General features: G+C 63.1%; 16 protein-coding genes. 12 read left to right on the top strand and 4 right to left on the bottom strand.

Annotation, left to right across the window (positions count from 1 at the left end):
- Positions 1-16 precede the first annotated feature (16 nt).
- Both IB262_RS18475 and IB262_RS18470 read left to right on the top strand, forming a co-directional pair.
- Complete coding sequence (locus tag IB262_RS18475) at positions 17-1,216, top strand: aminodeoxychorismate synthase component I (protein WP_112976713.1); 1,200 nt, start codon at positions 17-19, stop codon at positions 1,214-1,216.
- Positions 1,213-1,845 (top strand): aminotransferase class IV family protein, encoded by a 633-nt coding sequence (locus IB262_RS18470; protein ID WP_112976714.1) that lies wholly within the window; start codon positions 1,213-1,215, stop codon positions 1,843-1,845. The genes IB262_RS18475 and IB262_RS18470 overlap by 4 nt, the downstream gene beginning before the upstream one ends.
- Here IB262_RS18470 and IB262_RS18465 read toward each other — a convergent pair.
- Positions 1,810-2,760, bottom strand: coding sequence for a sensor domain-containing diguanylate cyclase (locus IB262_RS18465; protein ID WP_034806098.1), 951 nt, complete (start codon positions 2,758-2,760; stop codon positions 1,810-1,812). The two genes, IB262_RS18470 and IB262_RS18465, sit on opposite strands and share 36 nt — an antisense overlap.
- A gap of 148 nt (positions 2,761-2,908) precedes the next feature.
- On the opposite strand from IB262_RS18465, the gene IB262_RS18460 reads away from it, so the two are divergent.
- The 8 genes from IB262_RS18460 to IB262_RS18425 all read left to right on the top strand — a co-directional run bounded on the left by IB262_RS18460 (position 2,909) and on the right by IB262_RS18425 (position 12,465).
- Positions 2,909-3,787: a DUF3445 domain-containing protein gene (locus IB262_RS18460; protein WP_112976715.1), complete on the top strand. Its 879-nt coding sequence runs from the start codon at positions 2,909-2,911 to the stop codon at positions 3,785-3,787.
- Positions 3,788-3,978: 191 nt separating this feature from the next.
- Positions 3,979-5,430 carry a homospermidine synthase gene (locus IB262_RS18455; protein ID WP_034806092.1) on the top strand — a complete coding sequence of 484 codons (1,452 nt, stop codon included), beginning with the start codon at positions 3,979-3,981 and terminating at the stop codon, positions 5,428-5,430.
- A gap of 173 nt (positions 5,431-5,603) precedes the next feature.
- Positions 5,604-5,975, top strand: a complete 372-nt coding sequence (omp10, locus tag IB262_RS18450) for an outer membrane lipoprotein Omp10 (RefSeq protein WP_034806089.1) — start codon at positions 5,604-5,606, stop codon at positions 5,973-5,975.
- A 230-nt stretch (positions 5,976-6,205) separates the two neighbouring features.
- Positions 6,206-8,080 carry a bifunctional UDP-sugar hydrolase/5'-nucleotidase gene (locus IB262_RS18445; protein WP_112976716.1) on the top strand — a complete coding sequence of 625 codons (1,875 nt, stop codon included), beginning with the start codon at positions 6,206-6,208 and terminating at the stop codon, positions 8,078-8,080.
- A 122-nt stretch (positions 8,081-8,202) separates the two neighbouring features.
- A complete protein-coding gene (hemH, locus tag IB262_RS18440) occupies positions 8,203-9,240 on the top strand; it encodes a ferrochelatase (protein ID WP_192357152.1) in 1,038 nt (345 codons plus the stop codon).
- Positions 9,241-9,434: 194 nt separating this feature from the next.
- Positions 9,435-10,433, top strand: a complete 999-nt coding sequence (locus IB262_RS18435) for an SPFH domain-containing protein (RefSeq protein ID WP_089044972.1) — start codon at positions 9,435-9,437, stop codon at positions 10,431-10,433.
- Between the two features lie 3 nt (positions 10,434-10,436).
- Positions 10,437-10,907 (top strand): NfeD family protein, encoded by a 471-nt coding sequence (locus IB262_RS18430; RefSeq protein ID WP_034786778.1) that lies wholly within the window; start codon positions 10,437-10,439, stop codon positions 10,905-10,907.
- A 94-nt stretch (positions 10,908-11,001) separates the two neighbouring features.
- On the top strand, positions 11,002-12,465 hold the full coding sequence (locus tag IB262_RS18425; RefSeq protein WP_112771923.1) for an outer membrane beta-barrel protein: 1,464 nt from the start codon (positions 11,002-11,004) through the stop codon (positions 12,463-12,465).
- Positions 12,466-12,543: 78 nt separating this feature from the next.
- On the opposite strand, the gene galU is transcribed toward IB262_RS18425, so the two are convergent.
- Positions 12,544-13,431, bottom strand: a complete 888-nt coding sequence (gene galU, locus IB262_RS18420) for a UTP--glucose-1-phosphate uridylyltransferase GalU (protein ID WP_034786782.1) — start codon at positions 13,429-13,431, stop codon at positions 12,544-12,546.
- Positions 13,432-13,829: 398 nt separating this feature from the next.
- Here galU and IB262_RS18415 point away from each other — a divergent pair, with 398 nt between their 5' ends.
- Together IB262_RS18415 and IB262_RS18410 are read left to right on the top strand one after the other, a co-directional pair.
- Positions 13,830-15,050 carry a lytic murein transglycosylase gene (locus IB262_RS18415; protein WP_060581304.1) on the top strand — a complete coding sequence of 407 codons (1,221 nt, stop codon included), beginning with the start codon at positions 13,830-13,832 and terminating at the stop codon, positions 15,048-15,050.
- 209 nt (positions 15,051-15,259) lie between these two features.
- The gene (locus IB262_RS18410; protein WP_246802671.1) at positions 15,260-16,435 is read left to right on the top strand and encodes a DUF459 domain-containing protein; all 1,176 of its coding nucleotides are present in this window, start codon (positions 15,260-15,262) and stop codon (positions 16,433-16,435) included.
- Between the two features lie 87 nt (positions 16,436-16,522).
- On the opposite strand, the gene IB262_RS18405 is transcribed toward IB262_RS18410, so the two are convergent.
- Both IB262_RS18405 and gltB read right to left on the bottom strand, forming a co-directional pair.
- Entirely contained in the window at positions 16,523-17,980 is a 1,458-nt protein-coding gene (locus IB262_RS18405) for a glutamate synthase subunit beta (protein WP_034786787.1), read from the bottom strand.
- Positions 17,981-18,088: 108 nt separating this feature from the next.
- Positions 18,089-22,813 (bottom strand): glutamate synthase large subunit, encoded by a 4,725-nt coding sequence (gltB, locus tag IB262_RS18400; RefSeq protein ID WP_034786790.1) that lies wholly within the window; start codon positions 22,811-22,813, stop codon positions 18,089-18,091.
- Positions 22,814-23,158 lie beyond the last annotated feature (345 nt).

Below are 23,158 nucleotides of genomic sequence, written 5' to 3'. Positions count from 1 at the left end.
TCGACAAGACGACTTTATGAGCGACACTGCACCCTATGTGCTGTTCCGGGACGACAGCGAAAGCCGCACCACGGTTTTCGCATCGCCTTCGCGCGTCATTACGGCCCGCACGAAGGCCGAATTTGTCCGCGGCCTTGCCGCGCTTGAACGCGCGCACAAATCAGGCAAATGGATTGCCGGCTTCATGTCCTATGAGGCCGGCCATCTCTTCGAGGAGAAGCTCGAAGGCTTTGCCGAGGAAAATCGCAAGACGCCGCTGATGTCATTCGGCATCTTCGATGCGCCGAGCGAGGATCATCCCCTCGCCGAGCCGCAGCGGCGAACCGAGAACGAACCCTTCTTGAGCGAACCGCGCGCCGGCTGGGATTTCGATACCTACCGCGAACGTTTCGACCGCCTGCACCTGCATCTGCGAAAGGGCGATTGTTACCAGGCAAACCTGACGATGCCGATCCATGCCCGCTGGTCCGGCGACCCGCGCGCAGCCTTCTGGTCGCTGATCGACCGACAGCCGGTCAAGTACGGCGCGCTCGTCGCGCTCGACGGGCCAGTGCTCCTGTCGCGCTCGCCGGAGCTTTTCTTCCGTGTCGATGCGGACGGCTGGATCGAGACCCACCCGATGAAGGGCACGGCCAAGCGCGGCGCGTCGGCGCTGGAAGACGCCGAGATCATCGCCGCCATGCGCGCCGACGAAAAGACCCAGGCCGAAAACCGGATGATCGTCGATCTCCTGCGCAATGACATCTCGCGCATCACCGAGGTCGGCACGCTTGATGTCCCCAAGCTCTTCGACATCGAGACCTACCCGACCGTGCACCAGATGGTGAGCCACGTCCGAGCAAAGCTCCTGCCCGAGATCAGCCTCAAGGATATTTTCACGGCGCTCTTCCCCTGCGGCTCGATCACCGGGGCGCCGAAGATGCGCGCCATGGAAATCCTGCACGACCTGGAAGACGGTCCCCGCGACGCCTATTGCGGCGCCATCGGTTTCATCGCCCCGAACGGCGTGATGCGCTTCAGCGTCGCGATCCGGACGATATCGCTCTTCGAAAATGGCGATGCCGTCTTTAATGTCGGCGGCGGCATCGTCTTCGACAGCACCGCCCAGTCCGAATACGAAGAGTGCCTCCTGAAGGCCCGCTTTGCCGTTGGCGACGATAGGATCGCGCTCGGCGAAGGCGATGTCGCGCCCGCCGACGACGCGGTCGTCCGATGACGGATTTCTCGTTGATCGAAACCCTGCGCTACGAGCCCGAAGCCGGTTTCATCCGCCTGCGTCTGCACCTCGCCCGGCTGGTCCGATCCGCCCGTCGTCTCGGCATTTCGGGCGCGGATGGCGCGCAGGCCGCGCTGCTTGCAGCGGTCAAGGCCGGCGATGGCGGCGCCGCGCTTCGCGTTCGCCTCGAGCTCTTCCCTGACGGCCATATCGAGGTGAAGACCGCCCCCTTCGCGCCGCTCCCCCAAGATACGGTCTGGCGGGTACGGGTTGCCAGCACCCGGCTCAAGTCGGGCGATCCGCTGCTGCGCTACAAGACCAGTCGCCGCGCCGCCTATGAGGCAGCCCGCGGCGAGTTCGGCCCGAGCGAGGCCGACGAAGTTCTGCTTCTGAACGAGAAGGATGAGGTCTGCGAAGGCACGATCACCTCCGTCTTCCTCGACGACGGCAGCGGCATCCTCAAGACGCCGCCGATCGCCTGCGGCCTGCTTGCCGGCGTGCTGCGTACCGAGCTCATCTGCCAGCGCCGCGCGCGAGTTGCGCGGCTTTCGCTTAACGACCTCGCCCGCGGCGACGTTTATTTCGGCAACTCGCTACGGGGCCTGATCCGGGTGAACCTCCTGGTCTGAGCCGGGAAGCGTGTGGCGCCTGACCTGGTCCCGTCCATCGCGCTTGGCGAGATAGAGCGCCTGATCGGCGCGTGCATAGAGGTCGCTGACCGTGTCCCCGTCGCGATACTCCGCAACCCCGACCGAACAGGTGTAGAAGAACTCCGGGATGTTCTCGAGCGGGCGGGAATTGCGCACCCGTTCGAGCAGACGATCGAGAATGCGGTGGCCCTCGCTGATGGTGGTATCAGGCAGGATGAGCATGAATTCCTCGCCGCCAATCCGGCCGAAGCAGTCCGAACGGCGCACGAACTCCTGCATCTGGCGCGCAAAGTCGAGTAAAACCTCGTCGCCGCGCTGGTGGCCGTGGCGGTCATTGATCGCCTTGAAGTAATCGATATCGATGATCGCGACACAGCCCCACATATGCGGGTTCTCGGCGCAGTTGGCGATGAACTCGGTGAGACGCCCCATCGTGTAGCGGCGGTTGGGCACGCTCGTCAGCTCGTCGACCTGGGCGGCCCGAAGCGCAAAGTCGCGGTCCTGGCGCAGTTCCCGTTCTTCGGCATGGATCGTCGTGACGTCGACGGCGATGCACAGCATGCAGCCATCCGCATCCACCGTCTCCGTCATCCACAGCCAGCGACCGTCGTGCAGGTCCGTTTCCATGGCGCGGAACGGCACCTTGCCGCGCCGGTGCAATGTCGAGGCGATCCAGGCATCGATGTCTTCCGACTTCAGGATGGTGCCCTGTCCGGCGGCATGGTTCCGACGCATGATCTCTTCCCAGGTCGGGCTCTCGTCCGGACCGACATGGTAGGCCGCGCGAAACGCCGGATTGGCGAAGCGCAGTCGATCGTGCTGATCATAAAGTGCGATCAGCACGGGTGTTTTACTCTGTAGGGCCGCAAGAGCCTTGAGATGACTACCGGTCACGGTCTGTCACGCCTCCGGGAACTAATCAATTATGGCGCGAAGCGGATGCTTCTACCGTAGCTATAGCACGAACCGCTTGTGACAAGCGTTTCACCGTGCGAAACGATAGCGAATATGGTTAAATCGCAACCTAGACCGGTCGCTCCGCATGAAGCATACGCCTTACGACGGTTCTTCAAAACCCTTCACCATCGGCCTTGCCCAGCTCGACCCCGGTCGCTGGATTGAGCCGGACGACCAGCTGCAGCACTATCTCTCCGAAAAGAAGCTGCTGCTTGCGCAAGCGCGCGGTACCGTGTTTGCCGCAGCCGACGGTACGCAGGACGCTCAGCGCGAACTGCTCGGCATTCTGGTCGACTACCTGCCGGCCGCCTACCCAGAGATCTACCGCCGCGACGGCGACAGCATGATCGTCAGCGGCGAGCCCGTGCCACTCGACGGCGATGATCCACTGGCCGTTTCGGGATCGCTTGTCCAAGACGATCTCGCCATCATGCAAAAGACCGGAGACGGCTGGCGTCTCAATGCCGCCTATGTCGCCTTTCCCTCGTCCTGGTCGCTCGCCGAAAAATACGGCCGCACCATGAACGAGATCCATGGCCCCGTCCCGGGTTTCGAGCATGGCACCCGCAATGCCGAACTGATTGCCCGCATGTTCGACAACCTGCCGCCGGGTCGCTTCGTCGAGCGCTTCAACTGGGCGGTCAATGTCGACGGCGCGCTGCACCTGCCGAAATCGAAATCCGAAGGCATCGCCGCCGGTGCGATCGAGATGACCGAGGAGCGGACCTTCATCCGCATCGAACGGCAGACGCTGCGCAAGCTGCCTGAGACCGGTGCGCTCGTCTTCACCATCCGCATCTATTCGGACCCGCTGACGATGCTGCGCAAGCGACCGGATGCCGCGGCGCTGGCCGCGTCCTTCGTCGAGCAGCTGCGCGCCCTGACCTTGCCGCAGGCCGCCTACAAGGGGCTTGTCAGCAAGCGGGACGGGCTGATTGAAGCACTGCTCACGATCGCCGGTTAAGCACAGACGCAAATAGCGGTTGACCCGCCGGCTCTTTATTGTGACAGCAATCTATGCTCTACAGCGCCGCGTGCCCCACGGGCATCGCGGCCGTCGGCACATTCATACGAGCCAGAACAGCGGCCACAGCCGCTTCCTCATGCTTAGTCACCCACCGCCACAGGGAAAGTTTTCTCAGGAGTAAGACAAAAATGGCAGATACCACCTATCCGGTTTATGGCGAGATCACCGGTCCGATCGTGATGATCGGTTTCGGTTCGATCGGTCGCGGCACCTTGCCGCTGATCGAGCGCCACTTCAAATACGACAAGAACCGGTTGATCGTGGTCGAGCCCCGTGAGGATGCTGCCGACAACGAGATCTTCGAACGCCATGGCGTTCGTCACGTTCGCGCGCATGTGACCAAGGACAACTACAAGGAACTGCTGAAGCCGCTTCTGACCGAAGGCGAAGGCCAGGGCTTCTGCGTCAACCTGTCGGTCGACACCGGCTCGCTCGACCTGATGAAGATGTGCCGCAAGCTCGACGTGCTCTACGTCGACACGGTCGTCGAGCCGTGGCTCGGCTTCTACTTCGACGCCGAAATGGACAATTCCGAGCGCACCAACTATGCGCTGCGCGAAACCGTGCGCAAGGAAAAGGAAAAGAACCCGGGCGGCACAACCGCGGTTTCCACCTGCGGCGCCAACCCCGGCATGGTCTCCTGGTTCGTCAAGCAGGGCCTCCTCAACCTCGCCAACGACCTTGGCGTGAAGTTCGAAGAGCCGCATCAGGACGACCGCGAAGGCTGGGCCAAGCTGATGAAGAAGGTCGGCGTCAAGGGCGTGCACATCGCCGAGCGCGACACCCAGCGCACCAAGAACCCGAAGCCGTTCAACACCTTCTGGAACACCTGGTCGGTCGAAGGCTTCATCTCGGAAGGCCTGCAGCCGGCCGAACTCGGCTGGGGCACACATGAAAACTGGATGCCGAAGAACGCCAAGAAACACAAGAAGGGTTGCAAGGCAGCGATCTATCTGGAGCAGCCGGGCGCCAACACCCGCGTGCGCAGCTGGTGCCCGACCCCCGGCCCGCAGTATGGCTTCCTCGTGACCCACAACGAGGCGATCTCGATCGCCGACTTCTTCACGGTTCGCGACAAGGAAGGCGAAGTCACCTATCGCCCGACCTGCCACTACGCCTACCATCCGGCCAACGACGCCGTTCTGTCGCTGCACGAAATGTTCGGCAACGGCGGCAACGCCCAGCCGGTGCACCACGTCCTTGACGAAAAGGAACTGGTCGACGGCGTCGACGAACTCGGCGTGCTGCTCTACGGCCACGACAAGAACGCCTACTGGTTCGGCTCGCGCCTGTCGCTCGAAGAAACCCGCCGCATCGCGCCTTACCAGAACGCGACCGGTCTGCAGGTCACTTCGGCTGTTCTTGCCGGCATGGTCTGGGCTCTCGAGAACCCGAAGGCCGGCATCGTCGAAGCCGACGAGATGGACTACAAGCGTTGCCTCGAAGTCCAGCTGCCCTACCTCGGCCCGGTCGAAGGTCACTACACCGACTGGACCCCGCTCGACGGTCGCCCGGGCCTGTTCCCGGAAGACATCGACACCAAGGATCCGTGGCAGTTCAAGAACATCCTCGTTCGCTAAGCTGCTGAGACGTAAGCGCATCCGGCCCGGGACACGAACGTGCCCCGGGCCTTTTCATCTCCGGCGGAAAAGCCCGAGGCCGCGGCCTGCCGCTCTTGCTTTCAACTCATGATCGCGGCATGGTCTGCCGGAATGAAACAATCCGCTCGACCCAAACGCGGGGGAAATCGCCTATGAAGCCATTCGCCGTTCTGACCCTAATCGCAACCGCGGCCGCGCTTGCCTCCTGCCAGTCGTCGCCACGGATCATCGATGAGGGTGGGCAGCCGGCACGCCAGGCTTCGGGCGTCGAGGGCTCCTGGGTAGACCCGAACGGTATCGTCTCGACATTTGCCGGCGGTACCTTCTCCACGCGCACGACCGACACCAACCAGCTGCTCGCCTCGGGCAACTACGTCAAGACGAGCCCGACGCTTGTCGAGATCAATATGACCTCGCTGGTGCGCAACACCCAGTCGAAGGTCGCCTGCGCTCTGGTCACGCAGAACCAGCTCAACTGCACCACCGACGCCGGGGCACAGTTCTCGCTCGCGCGTCGCGGCTAAAACAAAAAACACGAAATTGCAAAAGCCTCCGTCCGGAGGCTTTTTTCGTTTGCGGGCCACGACTTAACCTTAACGGTAAACCCGACAACCAGGGCATGGTTTTATCGCTTGAAGTCGCCTTCAAGTGATGAAAACATCCGGCCCGGCAAAGCCACCCCGACCGTGGGGACCGGATCCGTTTCGGCGGACCGGATGCGGTCGGGCGACAACCGGCAAAACAGGAGAACATCATGATCAGACACGTGCGGACCGGCCTGATGACCGCGTCCATTCTTGCCCTCTCCTCGGGCGCAGCCTTCGCCGATTATGAATTGAACATCCTGCATATCAACGACCTCCATTCCCGCATCGAATCGATCAACAAGTTCGATTCCACCTGCTCGGCGGAAGAGGAGGGCAAGAACGAGTGCTTCGGCGGCGTCGCGCGCCTCAAGGCCTTGATCGACCAGAAGCGTCAGGACCTCTCGGGCAAGAACGTGCTGCTGCTCAACGCCGGCGACAACTTCCAGGGTTCGCTGTTCTTCACCACCTACAAGGGCCTCGCGGAAGCCGAATTCCTCAACCTGATGAAGTTCGACGCGATGACCGTCGGCAACCATGAGTTCGACGAGAGCGAGGACGGCCTTGCCGGCTTCCTCGACAAGATCGCCTTCCCGGTCGTCACCGCCAACGTGCTGCCGAGCCAGAAGTCGAAGATCGGCGACCGCATCAAGCCGTCGATCGTGCTCGACGTCGGTGGCCAGAAGGTCGGCATCGTCGGCGCGGTTGCCAACGACACGCCGGAACTCTCTTCCCCCGGCCCGGACATCCTGATCGGCGACGACGTCGCCACCACCACGGCAGCCGTCGAGGAGCTGAAGAAGCAGGGCGTCGACAAGATCATAGCGCTCACCCATGTCGGCTATCCGCGCGACCTCGCGGCCATCGCCAAGATCCCGGATGTCGACGTCGTCGTCGGTGGCCACTCGCACAGCCTGCTGTCCAACACCGATGCAAAAGCCGAGGGTCCTTACCCGACGATGGTCGATAACCCAGGCGGCTACAAGGTTCCGGTCGTCCAGGCCGGCTCCTACACCAAATATCTTGGCGACCTCGTCGTTACCTTCGACGACAAGGGCGTGGTCAAGGCTGCCAAGGGCGATCCGATCCTGGTCGACAGCTCGTTCAAGCCGGATGAGGCCGTGCTCGCCCGCGTCGCCGAACTCGGCAAGCCGATCGAAGAGCTGCGCTCGAAGATCATCGCCAAGACCGAAGCACCGATCGACGGCTCGCGCGAGAATTGCCGCACCAAAGAGTGCGAAATGGGCAGCCTGCTCACCGACGCCATGCTCGACCGCGTCAAGGGCCAGGGTGTGACCATCGCCATCACCAACGGCGGCGGTCTGCGCGCCTCCATCGATGCCGGCGACGTTTCGATGGGCGAAGCCATCACGGTCCTGCCGTTCCAGAACACGGTTGCGACCTTCCAGATGAAGGGCGACGGCATTCGTGAAGCCCTGGAAAACGGTCTCAGCAAGCTTGAGGAAGGCGGCGGCCGTTTCCCGCAGGTGGCCGGCATGAAGTTCTCCTTCGACAAGTCGAAGCCGGTCGGCAGCCGCGTCGTCTCGGTCGAGGTGAAGGAAGGCGAGGCCTACGTCCCGCTCGATCCGGCCAAGACCTATTCGCTCGTCACCAACAACTACATGCGCAATGGCGGCGACGGCTACGACGTCTTCAAGGAGAAGGGTGAAAACGCCTACGACTACGGTCCGGGCCTCGAAACCGTGCTTGCCGACTACCTTGCCGCCCACCAGCCGTTCAAGCCCTATACCGACGGCCGCATCACCGAGGTCGCTTCGGCGGCCGGTGCGGCAACGGCCGAGCCGGCGGCGGACGCAAAGCCTGCTGCCGACGCCACGGCAGCCCAGCCGGCGGCAACGGCCGGCGGCACGGCGGCAGCGAGCGGCCCGCAGAAGCACGTGATCACCAAGGGCGACACGCTCTGGGATCTCGCCAAGGTCTTCTACGGCGAAGGCGCGCTCTGGAAGAAGATCTCCGACGCCAACGGCAAGCCGGCGCCACGCCACCTGCATGTCGGCAAGGAACTGGAGATACCGGCAAAGTAAGACAATTTGCCTCTACTTTCAGAGCCGGCGCGGCTTCCCCGCGCCGGCTTTTCTTTTTAGAAGGACTGGAAACCGAAGGAACGAAAGCGGCGTCCCGATACGGGGACCCGACGAGGATGAAGATGACCGATCAGCTTGCCGTGACCACCCCTGCCAACCACCCGTCCGTCAAATCCGGAAAGGTCGGTATCCTGCTGGTCAATCTCGGCACGCCTGATGGCACCGACTACACCTCGATGCGCCGCTACCTGAAGGAGTTTCTGACCGACCGCCGGGTGATCGAGTGGTCGCGACTGTTCTGGTACCCGATCCTGTTCGGCATCGTGCTCAACACCCGCCCCGGCAAGGTCGGCAAGGCCTATGAGACGATCTGGAACAAGGACTTGAACGAAAGCTACCTCCGGACCTACACCCGCAACCAGTCCGAACTGATGGCGAAGTCCTTCGCCGACCAGCCTAACGTCATCGTCGACTGGGGCATGCGCTACGGCCAGCCGTCGATCGCCTCGCGCATGGACGCACTGCAGAAGGCCGGCTGTGAACGCATTCTCGTCTTCCCGCTCTATCCGCAATATGCCGCCGCCACCACCGCCACCGTTAATGACAAGGCCTTCGAGGCGCTTCTGAAGATGCGCTGGCAGCCGGCACTGCGCACCGTTCCGCCCTACCACGACGATCCCGTCTACATCGACGCTCTGGCAACCTCGATCGAGCGTCACCTGGCGACGCTCGACTGGGTGCCGGAGGTGGTTCTGACCTCCTTCCACGGCATTCCGAAGAGCTATTTCGACAAGGGCGATCCCTACTACTGCCAGTGCCAGAAGACCGCGCGGCTTTTGCGCGAAAAGCTCGGCTGGTCGAAGGAGAAGCTGCAGGTCACCTTCCAGTCGCGCTTCGGGCCTGAGGAATGGCTGCAGCCCTATACCGACAAGACGGTCGAAAAACTTGCGCAGGACGGTGTCAAGCGCATTGCCGTCCTCAACCCGGGCTTCGTCTCCGACTGTCTGGAAACGTTGGAAGAGATCGCCGAGCAGGCGGCCGAAAGCTTCCATCACAATGGCGGCGAGAAGTTCACCCACATCCCCTGCCTGAACGACAGCGCCGAAGGCATGGCCGTGCTCGAACACGTCGTGCGCCGGGAGCTTGCCGGCTGGCTTTAATCGTCCCATCACCCCACTTGAACGGCGCGCTGACCGCCAACTCAGGATGAAGGAGCCGCGCTCTTGCCCACCGGCGAGCGCGGCAATCTAACATTTTGAATTTACGCGCAATCCGCGGAAAACCGATTCCGAAGGGAAACGGAATACGCTAGACTGCAGCCACAGGTCGAGATTGCAATTTAAGGGGGTAAGTCTTGGGCGGAATGGATATCGTCGTCATTGGCTTCGTGGTGCTCATCATCCTGGTCCTCTTCATGGGGATCAAGACGGTGCCGCAGGGCTACCGCTATACGATCGAGCGCTTCGGTCGCTACACCAAAACGCTGGAGCCGGGCCTCAATCTGATCGTGCCGTTCATCGACCGCATCGGCGCCAAGATGAACGTGATGGAACAGGTGCTCGACGTTCCGACCCAGGAAGTCATCACCAAGGACAATGCCAGCGTTTCGGCCGATGCCGTCGCCTTCTATCAGATCCTGAATGCGGCGCAGGCCGCCTACCAGGTCGCGCATCTGGAAAACGCCATCCTCAACCTGACGATGACCAACATCCGCTCGGTCATGGGTTCGATGGACCTCGACGAACTGCTCTCCAACCGTGATACGATCAACGACAGGCTGCTGCACGTCGTCGACGAAGCTGCCAGCCCTTGGGGCATCAAGATCACCCGCATCGAGATCAAGGATATCGCCCCGCCGAAGGATCTCGTCGATGCCATGGCGCGCCAGATGAAGGCCGAGCGCGAGAAACGCGCGCAGGTGCTCGAAGCCGAAGGCGCCAGAAACGCCCAGATCCTGCGCGCCGAAGGCGCCAAGCAGTCGGCGATCCTGCAGGCCGAGGGCCAGCGCGAAGCGGCGTTTCGTGACGCCGAAGCGCGCGAGCGCCTGGCCGAGGCAGAGGCGAAGGCAACCAAGATGGTCTCCGAGGCCATTGCGGCCGGCGACGTGCAGGCGATCAACTACTTCGTCGCCCAGAAGTACACCGAAGCACTCGCCTCGATCGGCACCGCCAACAACCAGAAGATCGTGTTGATGCCGATGGAAGCTTCCGCGCTGATCGGTTCGCTCGGTGGCATCGGCGCCATCGCCAAGGAAGTCTTTGGCGACAGCCAGACGGCGCCAGCGACCCGCCCGCGCCAGTCGACGCCGCGCACCACGCCAGCTTTCCCGACCGATCCCGCGCAAGGGAAGTAGACGATGATCGAACGCGCCATTCAAGAACTCGGGCCCTGGAGCTGGTGGGTTCTGGGCTTCGTGCTTCTCGCCGCCGAGCTCATCGCCCCCGGCGTGTTCCTGATCTGGATCGGTGTCGCCGCCTTGGCAGTCGGCATCCTCTCCCTCATGCTTTGGGAGGTCGGCTTCTGGACGTGGCAGGTCCAGCTCGTGCTGTTCGCGCTGCTCTCGGTGGCGGCCGTTCTCCTTGGCCGCCGCTTCGTTCTCTCCACATCCGAGACCACCGACGAGCCGCTTTTGAACCAGCGCGCTGAAAGCCTCGTCGGCCGCACCGCGGTCCTGGAAAAACCGATCGCCGAAGGCCGAGGGCGCATCCGGCTCGACGACACGTTCTGGGTCGTTGAGGGACCGGACCTGCCGGCCGGTACAAGGGTGCGCGTCGTTTCCACCCACGGCCGCAACCTGACCGTCGAAAGCGTAACCGCAAGCGGCTGATGCCACGACGTTTTTTCCGTTTGGAAACGATTGATTAACCACGTCGCTTTACGGTTGCGAAAGGATTGCAATCAGGCTCGTGGACAAACGGCATATGGTGCCAGGCTCATCTCGCTCGATCAAAGGAGGCGCGCGGCGTTCGACGTCGCTGGCGCTGCTGCTGGCCGGCACGGCGATGCTTGCCCCCGCATCCTTGAACGCCCAGACCGCCGCGACCGCACCCGCCACCGCTCCGACGACGACCACCTATGGCGCGGGCACAGCGCCTTCAGCCGTTCCGGCCGCGACGCCCGCAATCACCGATCCGCAGACCACCGGCGCCGTCAGCGCTGACGACCTGACCCCGGCCTCTAACGAGGATTACCTTCGCCTGAACCAGCGCGAGCCGACGATCGACGGTCTGCGGTTGCGGACCGACAACCCCGAATACGATCGCGCCCCGGGCATCCGAATCGGCACCTTCACGCTGCGCCCCAGCGTCAGCGAGACCATCAACCACGAATGGCGCAAGGACGGCGACACCAAGACCAACCGCGGCTATCTCGAAACCGGAATCCGCGGCACCTTGACCTCGGACTGGTCGCGGCATCAGCTGACCGTCACCGGCGAAGGCGTGTTGCAGAACAACATCTCCGGCGAGGGCGAGGAAGAGCCCCGCGCCAATGTCGATGCGGAACTGCGGCTCGATCTCTGGGACGAAACGATCGCCCGTCTGCGCGCCGGCTACAGTTTCGAGCGCGAGGACGCCGACGACCCGAACGCGATCTCCAACGCCAAAAACCAGTCCGCGGTCAACACCTACCGCCTCGGCGCGGCCGTTGAGCGTGATTTCGGTCTGATCCGCGGCTCGGTCGGCATCGATTTCGACCGACGCACCTATGGTGATGTCGAACTCGAAAACGGCACGAACCTTTCGGTCAAGTATCGAAACCGCAACACCGGTGTGCTCACGGCCCGCGTCGGCTACGAACTGTCGCCGGCATTGATCCCGTTCCTCGAAGCCTCCGTCGGCAAGTCACTCTACGATCTGCGCGAAGATCCGCTCGGTTTCGAACGCTCCTATCAGACCTATGCTGCACGCGGCGGTATCGAGCTCGACCTCGGCGAGAAACTCTATGGCGAGCTCGGCCTCGGCTACGAAACCTACAATTTCGAGGATGACCGGCTTGGCGAACTCCGCGGCCTGTCGGTCGATGGCCGCCTCAACTGGTCGCCGCAACGCGGCACCGACGTGCTCTTCGCCGTGTCGACCGACCTCAACCCCTCGACGACGCCCGGCGACGCTGGTTCGATCGACTACAACCTCACCAACATCATCACCCACCAGATGCGCTCGGATCTGGTCGCGCGGCTGACGAACAGCCTGACGCTGCGCAACTACCCCTCGAACGCCCGCTCGTCGGACGAGACCACCTGGCGCACGGGCGCCGGCCTCACCTACGACATCAACCGCTACCTGGCGCTGACGGGCGACGTCAGCTACGAGCGCACCACCCGCGATCAGGGCGACACCACCGACATCACCCGCGTCGGCGTCGGGTTGACGCTGCGCCGCTAACGCAATCCCATTATCCAGATAAAAAAAGGCCGCGCCCGATGGACGCGGCCTTTCTTGCCTTCGAGAAGAGAAAGCCGATTACTTCAGGCTGCCGAGCAGGCTCTTCAGCGGGCCTTCGACGGTCGGACGGATATCGCCACGCTCGAGCGCGAAGGCGACGTTGGCCAGGATGAAGCCGTCCTTGGCGCCACAGTCGTAGGTATCGCCACGGAAGTGGTAAGCGGCGAACTGCTGGTTGTCGGAAAGCTTGAGCATGCCGTCGGTCAGCTGGATCTCGTTGCCGGCGCCGCGCTCCTGCTTTTCGAGAATCGGGAAGATCTCCGGCTGCAGGATGTAGCGGCCGTTGATGAAGAAGTTGGAGGGGGCAGTGCCCGGTGCTGGCTTCTCGACCATCTTGGTGATCTTGAAACCTTCGCCGACCTTGTCGCCGACGCCGACGATGCCGTATTTGTGCGCCTGGTCCGGCGCGCATTCCTCAACCGCGATGACGTTGCCGCCGCTCTGCTCATAGAGCTCCACCATGCCCTTCAGGCAGCCCTTCTCACCCTTCATGATCATGTCGGGCAGGAGCAGCGCGAAGGGCTCGTTGCCGACGAGTTCACGGGCGCACCAGACCGCGTGGCCAAGGCCGAGCGGCGCCTGCTGGCGGGTGAAGCTGGTGGTGCCAGCCTTCGGCAGGATGCCGTCGAGCAGCGCGATCTCGGCCTTCTTGTTGCGCTCGCGCAGCGTCTGGTCGAGCTCGACCTGAATGTCGAAATAGTCCTCGATGACAGCCTTGCTGCGGCCGGTCACGAAGATCAGATGCTCGATACCGGCTTCCAGCGCTTCGTCGACCACATATTGAATGACCGGCTTGTCCACCACCGTCAGCATTTCCTTCGGCACGGCCTTGGTCGCCGGCAGGAAACGGGTGCCCAGTCCTGCGACCGGGAACACGGCTTTGCGGACTTTACGCTTGTCGGTCATCGATACCTCCTTGAAAGGATTTCACTCATAACTCTTGCCGAATGGTCCTGGACGTCAATCCGTCCCGAACCATACAGCGCTCCGTAATGGAGCCGCAATCTCTATGCCGTCAGCTGAACACAGCATGAACCGACGAAACAAATGCATATGCGAACTCCACGACCAACGCTTGACATTTTCTGTGGCCGAAGACGCCACCACATTTTCATGGTAAAGGGTTTGTTGACCACGTTTCTGTAGATTCGTTGCAATCCGGCAATGCAACAAGCGCGGCCGGATCCGAAACAGGAGCCGCCGACGACTGCCCCCACCGTCCAGGCTGGCCCCAGACTGCCACCTTGCGGAGTGATTCGGGCCATGACGGCCGAAGCTCCGCAGAGAAACGGAACCGACAGCTGATGATCAGAAACCGCAGGACGTTTTTCCGTCATATCGCAGCCGCCCTCGTCCTATCCGCCGCCACGCTCGGCACCTCCCCCGCGCGCGCCGATACCGGGTTCCAGAACTGGATCAACGAGTTTTACGCGACCGCCGCCCAGGCCGGCATCACCAAGGCGACCTATCGCCAGGCCTTTGCCGGCGTGAAGTCGCCCGACCAGACGGTGATCGACAAGGCCAACTACCAGCCGGAATTCAAGCACAAGATCTGGGAATATATCGATTCCCGCGTGAACCCCTACACCAAGCGCGTCGGCCAGGAGATGGCGACCAAGCACGCCCGCACGCTGAACGCGCTGGAGAAACACTTCGGCGTCGACAAGACCATCCTTCTGGCCATCTGGTCGATGGAGTCCAACTACGGCGCCGTGCTGGAGAAGGACGATCGCCTGCACTACGTCCCGCGCGCGCTCGCAACCCTTGCCTATGCGGATCCGAAGCGGTCGAACTACGCCAAGAAGCAGCTGATCGCCGCGCTGAAAATCCTGCAGAAGGGCGATATCACCCCACGTGAGCTGACCGGCTCCTGGGCGGGCGCCATGGGCCACACCCAGTTCATCCCCACGAGCTACCTGCTCTATGCGGTCGACGCAGACGGAAACGGTCACCGCGACATCTGGAACTCGGTGCCAGACGCGCTGGCGACTGCCGCCAACCTTCTGAAGAAAAATGGCTGGCAGCCGGGCGAGACCTGGGGCTACGAAGTCGCCCCGCCGGCCAACGCCGCGAAGTATTCGGGCCAGACGAAGACGCTCAAGGAATGGGCGTCGCTCGGTTTTGCCCGGCCGAACGGCAAGGGCTTCCGCAACGGCAGCACGCGCGCCGAGCTCAAGCTGCCGAGCGGTGGCAACGGCCCCGGCTTCCTGATGACCAAGAACTTCTTCGTCATCAAGCGCTACAACGCTTCGGACAGCTACGCGCTCGGCGTCGGCCTGCTTGCCGACCAGATCGCCGGCTACCAGGGCATGCAGCAGCGCTGGCCGCGTCCGGACGGTTCACTTGACATCAGCGAGAAGTTCGAGCTGCAGAACCGGCTGAAGGAGCTTGGCTACTACAGTGGCGAAGTCGACGGCAACTTCGGCTCCGGCTCCAAGGCCGCGATCCAGGCATTCCAGTCGAAGAACGGACTGGCGCCGGATGGTGAGCCGACGCAGATGCTGCTGCGGGCGCTCCGCAACTAGCAGGTTCGAAACGGTTTCACGATCTGAGTATCCGTGAGATACAATAGGGCAAGCGCGCTGCACCCCCGTGCGGCGCGCTGAAACTTTGGCGCGGCAAGGCCGCCCGAATACGCGATGAACGGGGCAGAAAGCAGATGATCAGCAGGCGCCGCAGGCACGATAGCCGTACGCCGTTCGGGATTGCGACGATCTGCATTGCCCTTGTGGCGATGCTCACCGTCAGCCTTTTTGCGAGCTTTGCCGAGGCGCAGGAGCGCGTTCAACGCCGCACCCTGTTTCAGATGCTCTTCGGCGGCTTGACCCGCGAACGGCCGGCCTACCAGGATCGCGACTATTATCCCGAACAGCCGCGCCCGAAGCGCCAGCGCCAGCCGCAGCAGCGGCAGAAGGGCCAGGGGCAGCAGAAGCAGAAGCCAAAGGTTGCCGACACCCCTGCCCCGGCGCCGGTAGTGGTGGAGAAGGCGCCAGATGCCAAGAAGGTGCTCGTCGTCGGCGACTTCATGGCCGGCAGCCTCGGCGATGGCCTGAAGACCGCCTTCGAGATGACGCCCGGCATCACCATCGAGACGCGGGCGAACGGTTCGTCCGGTCTCGTGCGCGAAGACTATTTCAATTGGCCGGGCACGCTGCCGGGCTATGTCGGCGACGTGAAGCCGTCGGTGATCATCATCAGCCTCGGCGCCAACGATCGTCAGCAGATGCAGATCGGCAGCACCAAGGAGAAGTTCCGCTCCGACCTCTGGACGGAAGAATATCGCAAGCGTGTCAACGCGCTGGCAGCCCTTGCGCGCAAGGAAAAGCTGCCGGTTCTCTGGGTCGGCATGCCGCCGTTCCAGTCGGCCGCGATGACCGCCGACATGGTCACCTTCAACGGCATCTATCGCGAGGAGATCGAGAAGGTCGGCGGACAGTTCGTCGACATCTGGGACGGCTTCGTCGATGAGGGCGGCAAGTTCGTTCTGACCGGCTCCGATATCAACGGCCAGCAGGTGCGCCTGCGCGGCGCCGACGGCGTCAACCTCACCAAGGCCGGCAAGCGCAAGCTTGCCTTCTACGTCGAGAAGGACATCCGTCGGCTGCTCGGCGATGCCGCCGCCACCGACAAGAACGTGCCGGGCGCCGACGAGCTCAAGGACCTGGTGGTGACCGCACCGCTCGGCAACGAGGATATCGTCAAGACCCAGCCGATCGGGCTGACCGATCCGGCGCTGGATGGCGCCGCGTCCCTGCTCGGCAGCGCCGCACCGGACAAGGGCAACGGCAAGAGCCCACGCGACCTGCTGGTTGGCAAGGGTGACGTCGCCGCCGCTCCGGCCGGCCGCGTCGATGACTTCCGCCTCTCGAAGCCAAACACGGTCATCAGCAACCCGGTGATCCGCAACTAGGCCGACGATCCCCATTCAGCCTTCTGGCACACCATGAAAAAAGCCCCGCATCGCTGCGGGGCTTTTTTCATGCTTGGGAGTAATGCCTTAGCGCGGCAGCGTGGTCGAACCCATCAGCGCCTCGTCGATCGCACGCGCCGCCTGGCGGCCTTCGCGGATCGCCCAGACGACGAGCGACTGGCCGCGGCGCACGTCGCCGGCCGTCCAGAGCTTGTCGACCGAGGTCTTGTAGTCGCGCTCGTTGGCGACGACGTTGGTCGAGCCGCGGCGGTCGGTGTTGAGCGTCAGCTTGTCGCCGAGGTCCTTGATCACGCTGTTGGTGAAGGGACCACTGAAACCGATGGCGATGAAGGCAAGATCCGCCTTGATGATGAACTCCGTGCCGGCGACCGGCTTGCGGCGATCATCCACCTGGCAGCACTTCACGCCGGTCAGGTTGCCGTCCTCGTCGCCGATGAACTCAAGGGTCGCCACCTGGAACTCGCGGATGGCGCCTTCGGCCTGGCTCGAAGAGGTGCGCATCTTCGTCGCCCAAAACGGCCAGACGGCAAGCTTGTCTTCCTTTTCCGGCGGCTGCGGACGGATGTCGAGCTGGGTCACCTTGACGGCGCCCTGGCGGAAAGCGGTGCCGACACAGTCGGACGCGGTATCACCACCGCCGACGACGACGATATGCTTGCCGCCGGCAAGGATCGGCTGCGACGGCCAGCCGACGCTGTCGATGTTCTCGCGGCCGACGCGGCGGTTCTGCTGGACGAGATAGGGCATCGCGTCATGCACGCCGGCGAACTGGACGCCGGGGATTCCCGCGTCGCGCGGGGTCTCGGAGCCGCCGCAGTAGAGCACGGCGTCATGCTCGTCGAGCAGGCGCTGCATCGGAACGTCGACGCCGACATTGATGCCGCAGTGGAAAGTGACGCCTTCGCCGCGCATCTGGTCGACGCGGCGATCGATGAAGTTCTTCTCCATCTTGAAGTCCGGGATGCCGTAGCGCAGCAGGCCGCCGGGCTTGGTTTCGCGCTCGTAGACGTGCACCTCGTGGCCGGCGCGGGCAAGCTGCTGGGCCGCGGCCATACCGGCAGGTCCCGAGCCGATGATCGCGACCTTCTTGCCGGTCTTGGTGACGGCCGGCTGCGGCACGATATAGCCCATTTCATAGGCCTTGTCGGCGATCGCCTGTTCGACGGTCTTGATCGCGACCGGGGTGTCTTCGAGGTTCAGCGTGCAGGCTTCCTCGCACGGCGCCGGGCAGACGCGGCCGGTGAATTCCGGGAAGTTGTTGGTCGAATGCAGGTTGCGGATCGCCTCGTCCCAGTTGCCGTTGTAGACGAGATCGTTCCAGTCCGGGATCTGGTTGTGCACCGGGCAGCCGGTCGGGCCGTGGCAATAGGGGATGCCACAGTCCATGCAGCGAGCAGCCTGCTTCTGCACTTCCGGTTCTGACATCGGAATGGTGAATTCGCGAAAATGGCGGATGCGGTCGGACGCCGGCTGGTACTTTGCCACTTGCCGGTCGATCTCGAGAAATCCAGTTACCTTACCCATCGTTTCATCCTGAAAGCTGTGCGTCTGAACAGGCGCTTTTTGCGAGCGCGCGTGAGGGGCCCCCGAACCGATCTGTGATGAACCGGGAGCCTTGGTCACCGGGGCCTCCTATTCGGCCGCCTCTGCCATTTTCATGCGTTCCATATCCTCGAGCGCACGGCGGTACTCGACCGGCATGACCTTGCGGAACTTCGGCCGATAATCCGTCCAGTGATCGAGGATCTCCTTCGCCCGGGGCGAACCCGTGTGGTGAAGGTGGTTGGAGATGAGCTGATAAAGCCGCTCCTCGTCGTGGCGCGTCATGTCGCCCGACACGTCGACCATGCCCTTGTGCATGATGTCGCCGCCGTGGTGGTGCAGCTTCTCCAGCATGTCGTCCTCTTCCGGAACCGGTTGCAGCTCGACCATCGCCATGTTGCAGCGACGGGCGAAATCGCCTTCCTCGTCGAGCACATAGGCGACACCGCCCGACATGCCGGCCGCAAAGTTGCGCCCCGTTCCGCCGAGCACGACGACGACGCCGCCGGTCATGTATTCGCAGCCGTGGTCACCCACGCCCTCGACGACCGCGACCGCGCCGGAGTTGCGCACGGCGAAACGTTCGCCGGCTACGCCGTTGAAGTAGCACTCGCCCGAGATCGCGCCGTAAAGCACGGTGTTGCCGACGATGATCGATTCTTGCGGAACGATCGTGGCATTTTCCGGCGGCCGGACGATGATGCGACCGCCCGAAAGACCCTTGCCGACATAGTCGTTACCGTCACCCACGAGATCGAAGGTGATGCCGCGTGCGAGGAACGCGCCGAAGGACTGGCCAGCCGTGCCCTTGAGGGTCACGTGGATGGTGTCGTCCTTCAGGCCCTTGTGGCCCCAGCGCTTGGCAAGCGCACCCGCAAGCATCGCGCCGGCCGAACGGTCGACGTTCTTGATCTCGGCTTCGATCTTGACCGGAGCCTTGGTTTCGAGCGCGACCGCCGCTTCCTTGATCAGCTTGCGATCGAGAACATCGTCGATCGGGTGCTGCTGGCGCGTGGTCCAGTAGGTCTCTTCCTTCTTGGCTTCCACCTTGTGGAAGATCTTCGAGAAGTCGAGGCCGTTGGCCTTCCAGTGCGCAAGCGCACTGTCCTTTTCGAGCAGTTCCGAAGCGCCGACGATGTCGTTGAGCTTCCTGACGCCGAGCGACGCCAGGATCTCGCGCACTTCCTCGGCCACGAAGAAGAAGTAGTTGATGACGTGTTCGGCCGTGCCCTTGAAGCGCTTGCGCAGCACCGGATCCTGGGTCGCAACGCCGACGGGACAGGTGTTGAGGTGGCACTTGCGCATCATGATGCAGCCGGCGGCGATCAGCGGTGCGGTGGCGAAGCCGAATTCGTCGGCACCGAGCAGCGCGCCGATGATGACGTCGCGACCGGTCTTCAGACCACCATCGACCTGAAGGGCGACGCGCGAACGCAGGCCGTTCAGCACCAGCGTCTGCTGGGTCTCGGCCAGACCGATTTCCCAAGGGCTGCCGGCGTGCTTCAGCGAGGTGAGCGGCGAAGCACCGGTACCGCCGTCGAAGCCAGCAACGGTGATATGGTCGGCGCGCGCCTTGGCAACGCCGGCGGCAACCGTGCCGACGCCGACTTCCGAGACGAGCTTGACCGAAACGTCGGCTTCCGGATTGACGTTCTTCAGATCGTAGATCAGCTGTGCCAGGTCTTCGATCGAGTAGATGTCATGGTGCGGCGGCGGCGAAATCAGGCCGACGCCCGGGGTCGAATGCCTAGTCTTGGCAACCGTTGCATCGACCTTGTGGCCGGGCAGCTGCCCGCCTTCGCCGGGCTTGGCCCCTTGCGCCACCTTGATCTGCAGCATGTCGGCATTGACCAGATACTCGGTGGTCACGCCGAAGCGGCCGGACGCGATCTGCTTGATCGCCGAACGTTCCGGGTTCATCGAACCATCGGGCAGCGGCAGGTAGCGGTCGCTTTCCTCGCCCCCTTCGCCGGTGTTCGACTTGCCGCCGATCCGGTTCATGGCAATCGCCAGCGTCGTATGTGCCTCGCGGCTGATCGAGCCGAAGGACATGGCCCCGGTCGAGAAGCGCTTGACGATGTCGACGGCCGGTTCGACCTCGTCGACCGAGATCGGCTTGCGGCCAAGGGCCTCGGCGCTCTTGATCGTGAACAGGCCACGGATGGTGTTCATGCGCAGCGCCGAGTTGTTCACCATCTCGGCGAACTCGCGGTAGCGGTCCTCTGCGTTGCCACGAACTGCGTGCTGCAGCGAGGCGATTGCGTCGGGCGTCCAGGCATGGCTTTCGCCGCGCATGCGGAAGGCATATTCGCCACCGATATCGAGCGAGTTGGCGAGAACCGGGTCGGCGCCGAAGGCCGCCTTGTGGCGGGCGACGGTTTCGGCGGCGATCTCTTCGAGGCCGATGCCTTCGATCGTCGTCGCCGTGCCGAAGAAGAACTGGTCGACAAGCTTCGACGACAGGCCGACGGCGTCGAAGATCTGCGCGCCACAATAGGACTGGTAGGTCGAGATACCCATCTTGGACATGACCTTGAGGATGCCCTTACCGACGGCCTTGATGTAGCGGTAGACCACTTCGCTGCCGTCGACTTCCTTGGGGAACTCGCCACGCTTGTGCATGTCGGTGAGCGTATCGAAGGCGAGATAGGGGTTGATCGCCTCGGCGCCGTAACCGGCGAGCAGGCAGAACTGATGCACTTCGCGCGGTTCGCCGGATTCAAGCACGATGCCGACCGACGTGCGCAGACCCTTGCGGATCAGGTGGTGGTGCACGGCGGCGGTTGCGAGCAGCGCGGGGATCGCCACGCGGTCCGGACCAACCTGACGGTCGGAGAGCACGATGATGTTGTAGCCGCCCTTTACCGCGGCTTCGGCGCGCTCGCAGAGCCGGTCGAGCATTTCGGGCATGCCTTCGGCACCGCGCGAAATGTCATAGGTAAAGTCGAGCGTCTTGGTGTCGAAACGATCCTCGGTGTGACCGATCGAGCGGATCTTTTCGAGATCGCCGTTGGTCAGGATCGGCTGGCGCACCTCGAGCCGCTTGGCATGCGCCATGCCCTCGTGGTCGAGGATGTTCGGACGCGGACCGATGAAGGAGACGAGGCTCATCACCAGCTCCTCGCGGATCGGGTCGATCGGCGGGTTGGTGACCTGCGCAAAGTTCTGCTTGAAATAGGTGTAAAGCAGCTTGCGCTTGTCCGACATCGCCGAGATCGGCGTGTCGGTGCCCATCGAGCCGATCGCTTCCTGGCCGGTCGTCGCCATCGGCGACATCAGGATCTTGGTGTCTTCGAGCGTGTAGCCGAAGGCCTGCTGGCGATCGATCAGGGAAACGTCGCGACGGAGCGCACGCGGCTCCACCGGCTTCAGCTCCTCGAGGATCAGCTGCGTGTCTTCGAGCCACTTGCTGTAGGGGTGCTTTTGCGCGAGCGAGGACTTCACCTCCTCGTCGGAGATGATGCGGCCCTGCTCCATGTCGATCAGGAGCATCTTGCCCGGCTGCAGGCGCCATTTCTTGACGATCTTGTCTTCGTCGACCGGCAGCACGCCGGCTTCCGACGCGAGAATGACGCGATCGTCCGAGGTGACGATATAGCGGGCCGGACGCAGACCGTTGCGGTCGAGCGTCGCGCCGACCTGGCGACCGTCGGTAAAGGCGACCGCTGCCGGACCGTCCCACGGCTCCATCAGCGCTGCGTGGTATTCGTAGAACGCCTTTCGCTCAGGCGACATCAACTGGTTGCCGGCCCACGCCTCGGGGATCAGCATCATGACGGCGTGCGACAGCGAATAGCCGCCCTGCACCAGGAACTCGAGTGCGTTGTCGAAGCAGGCGGTGTCCGACTGGCCTTCATAGGAGATCGGCCAGAGCTTGGAGATGTCGTCGCCGAAGAGCGGCGAGGAAACCGACGCCTGGCGCGCCGCCATCCAGTTGACGTTGCCGCGCAGCGTGTTGATTTCGCCGTTGTGGGCGACCATGCGGTAGGGATGCGCGAGCTTCCACGATGGGAAGGTGTTGGTCGAGAAGCGCTGGTGAACGAGCGCCACCGCACTTTCGAAGCGCGGGTCGGACAGATCCTTGTAATAGGCGCCGACCTGGTAAGCGAGGAACATGCCCTTGTAGACGATCGTCGAGGACGACAGCGACACGGGGTAGAAGTTGCTCTCCTCGCCCTTGTATTCGTCATAGATGCGGTTGGAGATCACCTTGCGCAGCGTGAAGAGACGGCGCTCGAACTCCGGGTTCGTGGCGGCGTCACGGCCGGCACCGATGAAGATCTGGACATGGCGCGGCTCGGTCGCGGCGATTTCCGGCGCCTTCGACAGCGACGCGTTGTCGACGGGCACGTCGCGGTAGCCGATGAGCACCTGGCCCTCTTCGGTGACGACGTCCTTGATCACCTGCTTGAAGTGTTCGACGAGCGCATCGTCCTGCGGCATGAAGATGTGGCCGACGGCATATTCGCCCGCCTTCGGCAGGGTGATGCCCTGCTTGGCCATCTCCTCGCGGAAGAAACGGTCGGGAATCTGCACGAGGATGCCCGCGCCATCTCCCATCAGCGGGTCGGCGCCGACGGCACCACGGTGCGTCAGGTTTTCGAGCATGAAGAGACCATCGCGCACGATCTGGTGCGACTTCTGACCCTTCATATGGGCGACGAAGCCGACACCGCAGGCGTCATGTTCGTTGCGCGGATCGTAGAGCCCCTGTTTTCGCGGCAGGCCAGTCGGGAATGCGGGCGTTTTTTCAGCCGTCGCAACGCTGTGTGCGAGGTTGAGCCCAGATTGCTGTGATGGCGAATGATCCGTCATCGTTTTCCCTCCTGTTGAACCCGGCACCGCCGGGCATGGCACCGCCCGCGCATGACTCTTCGTTGCGCGCAAAGACACGCCGAAAAGCCGGGGCACTCATCGTCTCATGATCCTGATCAGGTCGCAAATAAGCACGGCATCATCAGGCACTGATGTCTGCGACCATCCTGACGGCAGGCGATAACAACCGGATGAAATCCGGCCAATCCTCCCGCTTCGCACGCCGGATGCCACTTTTTTAGGCACTCACGGCGATTGTTCCGGTCCCTAGACCGAAATAGGACAGCAAACCTGTCCTATTTCATGTGCTCTATGCCAGAAACCACCCCCCTCCGCAAGAGGCAT

The sequence above is a fragment of the Ensifer sp. ENS02 genome, from assembly GCF_014851885.1.
GTDB lineage: Bacteria > Pseudomonadota > Alphaproteobacteria > Rhizobiales > Rhizobiaceae > Ensifer > Ensifer adhaerens.
This window is presented reverse-complemented; position numbering and strand designations above follow the sequence as displayed.